This is a genomic window from Sporomusa sp. 246TCP1 (assembly GCF_057319775.1).
On sequence record NZ_CM170492.1, the window covers coordinates 3,771,358 to 3,784,371 of the forward strand.

At 44.8% G+C, this 13,014-nt stretch carries 7 protein-coding genes; 2 read left to right on the forward strand and 5 right to left on the reverse strand.

The features are described 5' to 3' along the window. Positions 1-180 precede the first annotated feature (180 nt). From AC1ECB_RS17840 to fliB, 5 genes are all read right to left on the reverse strand, one after another. A complete protein-coding gene (locus tag AC1ECB_RS17840; protein WP_485665037.1) occupies positions 181-1,101 on the reverse strand; it encodes an alpha/beta hydrolase in 921 nt (306 codons plus the stop codon). Between the two features lie 116 nt (positions 1,102-1,217). Continuing rightward, a complete protein-coding gene (locus AC1ECB_RS17845) occupies positions 1,218-5,966 on the reverse strand; it encodes an AAA family ATPase (RefSeq protein ID WP_485665038.1) in 4,749 nt (1,582 codons plus the stop codon). A 482-nt stretch (positions 5,967-6,448) separates the two neighbouring features. Next, a complete protein-coding gene (locus AC1ECB_RS17850; protein ID WP_485665039.1) occupies positions 6,449-7,195 on the reverse strand; it encodes a flavodoxin family protein in 747 nt (248 codons plus the stop codon). Positions 7,196-7,820: 625 nt separating this feature from the next. Beyond that, positions 7,821-8,999 carry a putative heme d1 biosynthesis radical SAM protein NirJ1 gene (gene nirJ1, locus AC1ECB_RS17855; RefSeq protein ID WP_485665040.1) on the reverse strand — a complete coding sequence of 393 codons (1,179 nt, stop codon included), beginning with the start codon at positions 8,997-8,999 and terminating at the stop codon, positions 7,821-7,823. 135 nt (positions 9,000-9,134) lie between these two features. Next, entirely contained in the window at positions 9,135-10,040 is a 906-nt protein-coding gene (gene fliB, locus AC1ECB_RS17860; RefSeq protein ID WP_485669366.1) for a flagellin lysine-N-methylase, read from the reverse strand. Between the two features lie 163 nt (positions 10,041-10,203). Between fliB and AC1ECB_RS17865 the strand changes: the two genes are divergently transcribed. Next, positions 10,204-11,829 carry a spore germination protein gene (locus AC1ECB_RS17865; protein WP_485665041.1) on the forward strand — a complete coding sequence of 542 codons (1,626 nt, stop codon included), beginning with the start codon at positions 10,204-10,206 and terminating at the stop codon, positions 11,827-11,829. Further along, complete coding sequence (locus AC1ECB_RS17870) at positions 11,826-12,998, forward strand: Ger(x)C family spore germination protein (protein ID WP_485665042.1); 1,173 nt, start codon at positions 11,826-11,828, stop codon at positions 12,996-12,998. The genes AC1ECB_RS17865 and AC1ECB_RS17870 overlap by 4 nt, the downstream gene beginning before the upstream one ends. Positions 12,999-13,014 lie beyond the last annotated feature (16 nt).

A 13,014-nucleotide genomic window follows, 5' to 3' on the forward strand; every position in this document is an offset into this window, starting at 1 on the left:
TCACTTTTTAAAGTATTCAGCGACTCTCTGTTGAGTTAGGCGTAAATTCCATGTTGGGATAACCGGTCAAGCCATCAAAAAAATTTCCACCGGCTCGGAATAACAATGATTGCTTCATTCCTGGCAACAGCATTCAGGGCTTTAACAGCAAAAACATCCGGCGGCATCGGCTTAAATTTCTCAATCACTTGTATGCTTTGCACTAACTACTTCATTAAATTGTATCTTCACAAACTGACCTACGTTATCAATAGCCGGTTTTACCTCAGGTACGAATGCCGACAAGAACTGAAAGCCATGACACATTTCGTCCCAAATATCCAGCGTGACATTGACGCCGGCCGCTTTGCCCCGTTCGGCCAAGCGGGTGCAGTCACTCAACAATACCTCGTGGTCACCAATCTGGACGAATAGATTAGGTAATCCACGCAAATCTTGATTGAGTGGTGATAAAATCGGCGGTAAGGGTTTCAGCGCAGCATCAACATAAAACCCGGTAACTGACTTGGCAGCTTCTAATGTGCTTACATCCAGCCCTGCCCGGCTGATATATGATTCGCCGTCAAAGTAGATCATGTCCAAAAGCGGTGACAAGAAGAATGCGGCTTTCGGCAGCGGATCGCCTGCGTCACGTAGTGACAGCAAAGTCATTAACGTCAGAGTGCCGCCTGATGAATCTCCGCCGATGATAATATTCCCAGCGGAAATACCTTTTTCAATGAGCCAGCGATAGGCTGCAAGGCAGTCATCGTTAGCGGCAGGATATTTGTGCTCCGGGGCCAGCCGGTATTCAATTACCAATACCTGTACCCCGCTGGCTTCGGAAATGAGCGCAGCGAGACGGCGATGCGTATCACAGGAGCCAAGTGTAAATGCACCTCCATGGAAATAGAGAATCACCTGTTCGTTCTCGGGCGCAACATTGGCCGCCTTTACCCACTCTGCCGGTAAATTTGCAGCAAGTATCTTTTCAACTGTGGTACCTTCTGGAAGTTGTTCTTGTCTACCAATTTCCGCAAACACCTGGCGACTCTGTTCAAGGGTATTTTTCGGATCCATTTTTTCATAAAAATCTGCCATAATTTTTCTTACTCTCGACATAATTTATTCCTCCTATATATAACTAGGTTTCCTTCTAAACTTATAACTAGGTTTCCTTCTAAACTTACACCACTTACCTTGAAAGAACATCACCTCAAAGGGTGAAGATTAAAAATTTATTCTTTGGTTATCAGTTTTAATTCTCTGGCTCTAGCTATGGCCTGTACTCGCTTGTTCACCTGGAGTTTTCCATAAATATTGAGAATATGAGTCTTAACGGTGTTCACCGTCAACTGCAGTTCCTGGGCAATTTCCCTGTTGGACATACCGGCAGCTATCAGTCTGAGTACATCCAATTCTCGTTCGGTAAGGAAGTCAGCCAATAACAGTGGTGTTTTCTCCGTTACAGCGGCGGCATCCTCGGTTACGGATAACTGCAATTTTTGAATATAGGCCATTTGGCTTGCCAAAAGTTTTAACATTTCCAGCCTGTCCGGTGTAAACACCTGACACATCAATGTGTTTTCCAGATAAAGCACGCCAACAAATAAGCCTTGACATAACAGTGGCAGACAGATAATAGATTGGGGACAAGGTCCGGCAAGATAGGGGTCGCCGGCGAAAATGCCGGCCTGTTCCGTATCGTTAAGCACCACAGGTTCAAGCATCCGGGCAACATAGCGGACCGTCGTCCGGGAGAAGTTAACTCTTTTTCCTACCGAGTGCGATATTAGCGTTATTGCAGGATACGGTTTACCACTTTTGGCAGTTTCGCTGAGCAGATTTTCGCTTTTTCCCAATATCAAATATCCTTTATCGGCTCCGGCATTCTCGCAAGCTATTTCCAGGAGGCTTTTCAGCAATGCCGGCGGTTCTGTTCCTTCAGCCAGTTTCTGCACTGCCTTCCGTATAGTGCACAGGTCCGGATCACTGGCGAAGCCGCTGACACCGGCACCGGTGAAGCGACAGGCATTTTTCAATATTTCCGCAGTTTTCAGCACTTCCTCCTGAGGGGATGTGCCACCCAGCAAATGCGGGTACTGGTCTTTAAGATACCTCACCTTTCTGGTTGCTCCCCATTTGAGATATCTATGACAGGCATCAGACAGGTAGACTTGAGCAATCTTGTCCCGGCCTTTAGCTAGGTGAAACCTTGCTGACAACTCGCCGGCGATCGCTTCATTTTGTATGTAGCCATTCTCCCGGGCAGATTGGGTCGACTGGTCATATAAAGCCATGGCAGCGCTGTCCTTGTTGTCAAGGCGGGCCGTTTCGGCGGCAACCAGCAGGTATTTATGCAAGAAGTTCGCCGGGCAGGAGTCAGACCATTTTTGCAGCAAATCCCGGTGCTTTTTTAGTATTTTCCGGTATTTTTGTTGTTGCTTTACCGGCAGGCCATCAAACCTTGCAGTAATTGCCAGGCAATAATAGAAACTGTATTCGGCGGAAAGCAAAAACCCCTTAATTGCATTGATGTTTTGCTGAGCTTGCTCCGCTGTCGCCAGAGCATTTCCGTAATCGCCATACAGGTATGACAATTGTATTTTAGCAAAATCCCGGGCCATGACTGCTTTTTTGTGGTCTTTTAATTCCCGGCAAGTTTCTTCAGCGTAATTCTCATTGCCGAACATTGCGTTTTCACCGGTCAGGCCCCGTAAATTTGCTATCAGCGTTTGATAATATAAAAGCCTTACCAGTTTGGAAAAGTGATAATACTGCTGGCATTCCTGGTAGAGATCGGCCAAAGAAACCCCTGAAATATATTTATTTTCAATAAGCAGGGTCATTGCATAGCCGGCAAAAAGCAGTTTCCCGCCTTCAAGCGCATGATCAACAGCCTTTTGTAAGTAATCAATGCCGGTTTGAACGTGTTCCGTCCAGTGGCTTACATAGGTGCCAATCGAATGATAGAGCAGGTATTTATCAAAACTGCTGGTGTATTGTTCAAACTGTTGCTGGACATCTTTTTTATATTCGAGCACTGTTTTATAATCACCCAACACTCTGCCAGCGCAAAAAATATAACACATAGAGCTAAGCGTAAAGCAATAAGTATTGCCGAATTTCCGGGAAAGGTTATTTATTTTTAGCAAAATAAATGTATATAATTCCGGGTTGACGATACTGGCAACAAGCGCCTGAGTGAAGAGAAGCTTCATTACTTCATTTTGCACCGGATCGGTTATTTCCGGCAGATTAGCAAAATCGCCCAGCTTGTGGCTCTGCAGGTGCCATTTAGCCGGTAAAAGTTCTTTGAGCAATGCGAATTTCCCGGGACTCTCCGGCAAATTGACACCCAGCAGGTTTAATCCTTTTATTCCCAGGAGTAGTGTTTCCTGATATCTTTCAATTCCTAAATTCAATAAGATTTTTATTTCATATAGATTGGCTTTTTCCAGGTTTGTCTTAGCCTTGGATAAAATTAAATCAAATAGTACTTCTGCTATGTCGAAATGAGCACAAAGATGTTCACACTGAAAACGCTCCAGATAAAGGTCATAAGTTACTTGGTAATAATCCTGCCACGCATCATCAGGGAGAAGAACTATACCGATTTTAAAATAGTTCAAAGCTGCTGCATACGCTATAGCGGCTTTAGCCTTTTTGCCGGCCAGTAAGTTATAGCCGGCCAGTTTGATTTTTTCGGCCTGGTCATGGATTAAATCCAGACCACGGTTCAAGTGGTCCATAATGTCATAAATTTTTTCGTTCAGTTCATCCCGATCCATACTCTGCAAAAACAACCGGCCAATCTTTACATGCGCTTCTTTTGTTTCCTCTTCCGGAATCAGTGAGTAAGCTGCCTGTTGAACGCGGTCATGTAGAAACTCATATTTGGCGGCAAAATCAACTAGGGCGTCGTCCAGCCGGTATAATGGTTCCTGCGTCTGACCTGGAGCATTTAACGGCAATATAAGCCCTTCCGCAATCGCTAACCGGAGAGCGGCGATTGTTTGCCCAGGTGTCTGTTCACAAGCGATGGCCAGAGTTTTTAAGTCGAATATATTGCCAATGCACGCGGCGAGTTGCAACACATTGCGGGTCGCAGCCGGAAGTTTTTGCAGCTTGCCGAGCATAAAATCAATCACATCATCGGTCAGTGACATATCCTGAATAGCTGACGTTTGCCACTCCCAACAGCCGTCTTTTAAATTAAAAACCAGGAGATTTTCCTCATACGCCGACTGTAGTAACTGTCCAAGGAAAAAAGGGTTGCCGCCCGTTTTCCTGTGCATAATTTCTGCCAGCGGTGCTGACTTCGCCTGTTCACAGTGTAAGGTATCGGCGATGAATTGTCCGGTACGAGTTGGCGTTAAAGGCGTTAACGCCAACTGCTGTACCAAGATGTCCGCTGTTTGCAGTTCTTGAATGGCAGTTAACAACCGGTGAGTACCGGTTACTTCATTATCCCGGTAAGCACCGAGCAGCAACAGGTAACGGATGTCTGTATCTGCGCTCAGACACTGGACCAATTCCAGTGACGCCGGATCCGCCCATTGCAGGTCGTCCAGAAAGATGACTAACGGGTGCGCTTTCTGGGCAAAAGCACGGACAAAATTGCGGAATATCAGCCGGAAGCGGTTTTGGGCTTCACGTGGCTGCAGTCTTTCCGCCGCAGGCTGCGGTCCTGCAATCAATTCAACTTCCGGAATGACTTCGGTAATTATTGCTCCATTCTTACCCAGCGCCCGGTTAAGTGTTCTTTTCCAGCCAGCCAGCCTTTCCCAACTTTCTGTTAATATTTGGCGCAGCAAATTACCAAAAGCCTGAATGAAGGTGGCATAAGGATTATTCCGCTGAAGCTGGTCGGATTTTCCGGTTATAAAATAGCCTTTTTTGGTCGCCGGCGGGCGAAGTGTTTCCTGAATCAATACCGTTTTTCCGGTGCCTGCATAGCCGTGCACCAACATTAGTCCGCTTTGTCCAGAACAGGCGCGCTCAAAAGCAGTTGTTAAAGCCGCTGCTTCTTTTTCCCGTCCATAGAGTTTGCGGGGAAGTTGAAAACTTCCGGCAAAGTCACGCTGGCCGGGGGTAAACGGTTCAATCGTGTTGCTTTGGCTCCACTGCCGCCGGCATTCTTCCAGGTCCGCCAAAAGGCCGGCGGCGCTTTGGTAGCGCTCTGTGGCAGTCTTGGCCAGCAGCTTCATGATAATTGCGGTGACTGCCAGGGGAATACTCGGATTAATTTTCCCGGGGTCTACTGGTTTTTTGGCCATGTGTGCGTGGACCCACTGCACGTCATTGTCTGCATGTAAAGGAAGTCTCCCGATCAGCATTTCGTACAATACGACTCCCAAAGAATACAAATCACTGCGGTGGTCAATAGTACCCATTCGGCCAATCTGTTCTGGAGACATATAGGCCGGAGTTCCTGAAAAAGTATGAGAAGGCAACTCAGAGTGACCTTTCCGTGACATAATGGTTGCGATACTGAAATCTGCGATTTTTACCTGCTTTGTATCAGGGTGGATAAAAACGGCATCTGGTTTTAAGTCCCTGTGGATAATGTCTTTTTGGTGGAGTTCTCCCAGCGTTTCTGTTAGTTGAATGGCAATGAAAAAAAAGCCAGATAGGTCCAGTTGATTAGCACGCATGTATTCTTTAAGCGGTATAACCGTGATATCTTCCACAATCAAAGCAACGGTTAGTCCAGACCATTCCAGTTTTATCGGCTTGATAATTCCGCTAATGCCTAGGTTGCGGGTAATTTCATATTCGTTAATGATTTTCGCGATATCAAGCTGGTTGGCTCCAGCCGTAAGGGCTTTAATAATAATCGGTCGTTGGCCATAAATTTTTCGAGCCCGGCAGACTTTAAAATGGTCATACTGACAAATCTCTTCAGTAATTATATAATCAGGCAAAGAAACCATTTTGCTCAGGCCATCACTTCTCATCCGGTAGTCCATCCGCAATTTCAACACCTAAAAGCTTCATAACTTCACTCCAATTATTTATATAATTGTTGTTTTTTTACTTCGTGGATTCTTTGTTTTTTCCTGCATAACGCAATAAATAAACAAATAGAGGGCCCAAGCGATATTGAGAATCACCTGGAACCTCTGAAAATATTGGAAACACGCTGCTGCAAGTACTTAATAAAAACACTACTTGGGCAATGCCCATCGCCGCGAAAAGGTAAAATAAGCAATTTTTTTGTTAACTAAATCCTAGCGTCTTTCTTTGGCACCTATAATGTGTCCCATCAGAAATTCCCTTTTTGAAACTAAAGTAAGGAACATGGGATGTTCCTTACTTTATAACACTTCTTTATCCAAAATGTATCACCCAAACGGGTGATGTAGAATATTTATACAAAATATTCTACATCTTAACTGGCAATATACCTTGAGATCCTCTGCCGCAGCAAAAGATGTTTTTTATTACATTTGATTCTTTTTTCAACTCAAGTATCATCTGCGGCTTTAAGATCCGGCTGGCAGCCAATGATACTATCAAAGTAGGCGTTAGCTCCGTGAGCATATGTTTCCGGATCAATAAGGTCACGATCCAGCACTTCCTGTGTTTCCGACATAATACGCCCCTGTTCCACCATCTCCCGTCCTGCGCGGCGCACAGCATCAGTGTACCACTGCAGCATTCCTTCATTTTGGGAATTGCTAAATAATTCTCCGGCTGCACATAAAATGCTGGCTGCCAGTTCAAGATCGGGAGCAGAAGCGGAGAACTGACGGAATGTCTCAACCAGACCTGCGAAGTGATGCCTCGCCGGATACCCACAATTTGAGATTAGCACCATTTTTTTAGGCCATTCTTCCTCGTACCGTGTTGGGTGAATGTACTGATCACCCCGTTTGACGATGTATGGACGAATGAGTGGCATAGCACGATCCATAAAATCTTTCATCAACCCGCTAACTGTATAAATGTACAGCGGGGTAGCATAAACCACCAATTCCGCTTTTCGGAATTTTTCCAACACCTGGGCCATGTCGTCTTGATAAACACATATCCCAGGTGTTTTCAACCAGCAGGAAAAGCAACCGACACAGTGGTTGATTGTCTTGTCCTTAAGGTATACCGTTTCCGTCTCTGCTCCCGCTTCTCGCGCGCCTGCCATGAAGGGCTGCAGAATGCGGTCGGTATTGCCTGCCTTACCACGCGGACTTCCATTAAACGCAACGATTTTCATTTCTCTCTTACCTCCCAAATTATTTTCTCAATTTCGAGTCAAACAGATCCCGCATCTTACCTTTTCCTGGCAAGTAATTAAAATAATCGTCTCAAAGGTGCAGGTTCAATTCTAATCTTAGAGCACTTGTTATCCAAAGAGATCCCCCAAAAGGGTGAGAGAGAATATTATTACCAGAAAAACATCCCTCTGCCGCAACAGAGGGATGTTTTTCTCATACTTTAGTCAAACACAGCAATTGTGTCAACGGGGACGTTTCATTGATCTGCTTCCAGCCACGTAATCCCAAAAGAAATCCATTTTCAGTATATCCCGCTATAAAGTAAAAAGTGTCATCAGATTCAAGAAAGTTATCATTCGCTTGTTCCAGCTGCTTCCGTTTCTTGGCCTGCATACTTTGCAGTCGTGCAGTTTCGCTTTGTCTGAGCTGATGAATATATTAACACCCCTTTACATGTTACAGGCTGCTTCGCCAGCTTGTGTCGTGCTGTCCGTAGATAATTCTCCACTATGCAGCCAAATCCGCTAGTCGAACTTCCGGTTCCACGGAAAATTTGCATGAAATCTAAGCGTCAAAAATGCCGTCACCTAGTCAGTAACGGCATTGGCTTTGCAATAACCAGTCTTATCTTATCCCAATTTCTTCGTCTGTAAGATAACATGCGGGATCAGCCTCCCAGAAATCCCCAGTCATTGCCTCAGCCCGCGTCCGGAAATTCCCATTACAAATAGCAAGGTACCGGCAAGCAGCGCACCGGCCTTTAAGCAATGGTTTTCGGTCTTTAAGTCCGCTAAGAATTGGATTCGTCAGATCAGTCCAGATTTCCCCGAATTTTCGTTCCCGCACATTACCAAAGGTATGGTGTTGGGTGAATTGGTCGGGATGAACAAACCCGCTTGGATCCACTTCCGCAAAAGCAATTCCTGAGCGGTTACCGCCGTTAAGTGAAATCAAGGCTTTTATTCTCTCAGCCAATGCAAGATTATTCTCGTCAAGTGCTTTCAGGTAAAGGTATACTCCATCACAATGGTTATCAACTGTTAGAATCTCTTTAACCAACCCGCGTTCTTCAAAGTCGCGGGTCCGGTTAATAATAATATCCATAGCCTGGCGGGATTCAGCAGTAGTTATATCTTCATCCATCATTTGGTTGCCGCGCCCGGAGTACACTAAGTGGTAAAAACAAACGCGATCAATTTTTTCCGTTTCAATAAAATCAAAGATATTATTTAATTCCTGCAGGTTGTGACGGTTTATGGTAAATCTCAGCCCTACACGCTGGCCAGCCGCAACACAGTTTTGAATTCCCTGCATTGCGGTTTGGAAAGCGCCTTCTTTACCGCGAAACTTATCGTTTACTTCACGCAAACCGTCCAAAGAAATACCGACATAACCTACACCGATCTCCTTGATTTTTCGTGCAACTTCTGGCGTAATTAAAGTACCATTCGTCGACAGTGTCGGGCGAATTCCCCTGGCAGCAGCATAGGCTGCCAGTTCAAAAAAATCCGGACGGATAAGCGGTTCCCCACCGGAAAACAACAAGACCGGAACCCGGAATTCTGCTAAGTCATCAATAAACTGCTTGGCCTCATTGGTGGTTAATTCACCCTGGTATTTTTTCGCATCCGAATCCATATAGCAGTGACGGCATTTAAGATTGCAGGTTCTCGTAGAATTCCAGACAACAACCGGTCCTGCATCGCAGGTAACCCCATGGCGCGCTCCCTTGGAATTTTGGTTGTAGCGCAACGAATCGCCAAAATATTCAGTTGAAAATAGAAGTTTCGTAACACTTATCATTGTTTTCTCCCACCTATAATACTATTTGTCAGACTAATTTCAACTCCGAAAATAGGTACCATTACAAAGTCCAATACCATCATACCATAAATTATTCCTTAACACTAATTCACTACTATTCCATACACATTTTCTTTACCGCCACAACGCCTGACGGTTATGACCATATTGAAATTCAAACTGCATGATAGCTGCAGCAATATCTTTGGTATTACTCATTTGCTGCCACATACGTTCAAGCAGTAGTAATGTTTTCTCCAAACCATAAAGATAGAAAGGTTTTCTAAAGATAAAACTCACTAAAAAATTTTCCAGCAAGAACGCTCCCGGCCCTGCTGCTAACGGCAGCCTATCAGCAGCCAGCTTTTCCAGCCAGTCATAATTACGATTATATAAGGCTGTTAGCTCTCTGGCAAGGGTTTCGTTCTGGGGTAAATCATTTATTGCTTTAACTGTTTTAGTCAGCAAGTCCAGACGCTCATCAAGCTGCAGGCTCCGGCACTGCAGGATATCGATAAAATGAGTTTCCAGTTCAAAGTAGTAATGCAGTGGTTCCCAGGCTGACTGCTGCTGAGGATAAATTTCGACAGCGTAGTTATTCTTCGGGAACGCAATTGGCGGCTGGTCGCCTCTCTTAATAACCAGCGGTGCCTCTCGGTCAGCCAGCTTCAATACAGCCGGACAACTGAAGCTGAACGTCAGTTCAATTCCCCGTGAGGTACTCATCGGGTAACGTGGATAAGTCTGACAAACGGCATCAAGCTGGCTGTGACCGGCTTCTTTATGCAACCGACAGCGGTTGCACTCATCCAAAAACCAACAACCACCCCCATCCTGTTTGGCAATATAGGCATATTCACCATACCCTGCAGCCTCATTCAGCCTGATAAACGCCTGGTCAAATTCAGCCTTGCGGCCAGTGCTGCTAAACAATGCTTCATTGCGGCGATAGCTGGTTTCATTCAAGGTTACCTGCCAGGAATTACGGCAACAGGTGCCGCACATTTCACAGGCAAACCGTTCACATAGATCTACATAAATATACGTAGAAACACCTTCTTACTTAATTTACTTATACTCTGTTTGCCGGCTGATTTCGTATACCTTATCAAGTGTTTCCTACTACATAAACCAGTAACCCTGAGTAAAAGCCCCGTATAGTGTAATACTAACATATGCAGGTAGTTTTAGGTGGTGTATGGTAATGAAAGAGCCAAACTGTCCCATAAATACGCTATCGCATGTGATGCCTGAAGATTCACATGCCACAATCAAGAACAAGCTTGATGCTCTTAGACAACTAATTATAGAAAGCAAGAAAGCCACAGGCGAACTATCCCAGATTATTGCCCAACTTAGACACGTAGAAGATGTAACTGTCTTTTCAGCCGTAGCGGCCAATAAAACATTTTTGGAGGATGCGTTCAAAAAAAGTGGCGACGTCTTGTTTAATGAATTTGCTACCTCATCGGGTGTAAAATTCTTAATAGTATATATTGACGGGCTAGTAAATAAGGAAACCTTACGACGCGATGTTGTTGATTCTTTTATTACAAAATCGAAAGAACTGCAAGCAAATACGCCTCTTGACCCAAAAACTATTACAAGCTTAATTGCAGCTAGCGTGGTTCAAACTCAAAAAATGTCCGCAATTATAGATGATTTAGTAAATGGTAATGCAGCTATGTTTGTTGATGGAGTAAATACAGCCCTGCTTATCGATTCCAGAGAATGGGAAAACAGAGCGGTAGTTGAGCCTGATACCGAGTCAGTTATTCGGGGGCCCCGTGAAGGTTTTATTGAAAATATCAGAACAAATACCAGTTTATTACGGCGGAAGATAAAAAACCCCAACTTAGTATTTGAAAATATCAACCTTGGCAAGCAGACAAATACCAATGTTGCTATCGCTTATATTGCTGGCATTGTAAACCAGGCAGTACTGGGGGAAGTGAGAAGACGGCTAAATAAGATTGATACCGATTCGATACTGGAAACAGGCTATATTGAACAGTTTATCGAAGATAGTCCGTTCTCGCCACTGGCGACTATTGCCAATACCCAAAAGCCTGATATTCTGGCGGCCAAACTACTCGAAGGCCGGGTAGCCATATTTTGTGATGGGACTCCGCATGTACTCACTGTTCCCCACTTGCTTGTCGAGACACTGCAAACCTGTGAGGATTATTACATGCGGCCATTCATGGCAGCAGGGTGGAGAATAATCCGGCTTACAGCACTATTCTTTAGTATCTTTGTACCCGGTTTATATGTCGCGCTTCAGACTTACCATCAGGAAATGATTCCAACAATACTACTATTGCGCATGGCTGGCTCAATCTCGGATATACCCTTTCCGGCTGGGGCGGAAATGCTTATCATGGTTGTCTTTTATGAGTTGCTCCGTGAATCAGGCATCAGACTTCCCCGGGCAGTAGGATCGGCAATCAGTATCATCGGTGCGCTGATTGTTGGCGAAAGCGCGGTAAATGCCGGTCTTGTAAGTGCTCCCGTGGTTATTGTTACTGCCGTTACCGGAGTTGCCGGGTTTATCGTGCCGGCTTTATCGGAAGCTATCATGTTTTATCGATTTCTTTTCTTAATTGCAGGCAGCGTAATGGGCCTGTATGGTGTCGTGTGCGGCTTATTCCTCATTGTGTTGCACGCAGTTTCGTTGCGTTCCTTTGGTGTTCCCTATACCTCCTCGTTAGCACCTTCTGATCAAGGCGTATTTCTGGATTTTTATCTTAGATTTCCGCTATGGGCGATGAAAAAAAGGCCGCCAGCTATTGCCAAGGACAACCAACAACGGCGGGGGGAAAACAAATGAGCCTACGCAAAAAAATGCTTGCCAGCATCATAATATTAGTATTAGCTTTATCGCTTACCGGGTGCTGGAATCGTCGCGAGTTAAATACGCTTGGAATTGTCGGCCTGGTAGGCGTAGACGCTGATAATGATGGCATCAAAACTACGTTTGAGATCATTAATCCCAAAAAAACCACTCAGAGTGGTGGCGAACAAGTTGAACCCGTCAAGTACGTACAAGCTACCGGCAGAAGTGTTGCCGAAACATTCCGCGAGGCACCGTTGCGGTTTGATCGCAAGCTATTCGTGGCACACGCCAAAGGATTTTTGTTCAGTGAAGAACTTGCCAGAAACGGGTTGGCAGAAAATCTAGATATGATTTTACGCGACCATGAGGCGAGAATAGCAATGCATTTAGTAATTGTAAAAGATGTTTCTGCTGCCGATGGTATGACTATTGCCAGTGGAATCAACATTATTCCTTCAAGCTATCTCGAAGACATACTTAGGCAATATAAAGTCCATGCGAAAAGCGTGGATTCCAAAGTTATCGATTTCTTAAAGACATATAGCGGCAATGGTATAAACCCTGTTGTTACGGTACTACAGAAAGTAAAGAAGGCCAAAATAGGAACAGGGAAAAGTGAAGAATACGAATTGAGCCCTGAAGGAGCAGCCGTGTTTAAAAAGGACCGATTGGTCGGATTTTTGAACGGTGAGGAAACAAGAGGCTACAACTGGATAATCGGCGAAGTACATAGTGGTATCGTTATATCCCCTACCCCTAATAGTAACGGGACCAGCTCTCTAGAAATATTAAAAGCCGTAAGTAAAAATGAGGTCGAGATCAGCGGTAATGATATAAAAATCAAAGTAAAAATCACTATGACCGGTATGCTGGACGAAGAAACCGCTAACGTAGAAATAACAGATCGAGCGGTAATAGCAATGCTGGAACAGGCAACTTCACAGAGCATTAAACAGGAAGTGGAGCATACCTTACTAAAAGTGCAGACCGAATATAAGTCTGATATTTTTGGTTTTGGACAACTTGTCCACCGCAAATACCCTCAGGAGTGGAAGAACATGCAGGATAATTGGGATGACTTGTTCTCACAAGCAACCATTGAAGTGGAAACCCAAACAAAGATAACCAAAACAGGCAAATCAGCAAATCCTGTAAAGGAATAAAAAGGGGCCAACAATA

What these genes read in the sequence shown, in the direction of transcription:
- AC1ECB_RS17840 (WP_485665037.1), bottom strand. Translation starts at nt 1,101, where the DNA reads ATGTCGAGAGTAAGAAAAATTATGGCAGATTTTTATGAAAAAATGGAT.
- AC1ECB_RS17850 (WP_485665039.1), bottom strand. Translation starts at nt 7,195, where the DNA reads ATGAAAATCGTTGCGTTTAATGGAAGTCCGCGTGGTAAGGCAGGCAAT.
- nirJ1 (WP_485665040.1), bottom strand. Translation starts at nt 8,999, where the DNA reads ATGATAAGTGTTACGAAACTTCTATTTTCAACTGAATATTTTGGCGAT.
- AC1ECB_RS17865 (WP_485665041.1), top strand. Translation starts at nt 10,204, where the DNA reads ATGAAAGAGCCAAACTGTCCCATAAATACGCTATCGCATGTGATGCCT.
- AC1ECB_RS17870 (WP_485665042.1), top strand. Translation starts at nt 11,826, where the DNA reads ATGAGCCTACGCAAAAAAATGCTTGCCAGCATCATAATATTAGTATTA.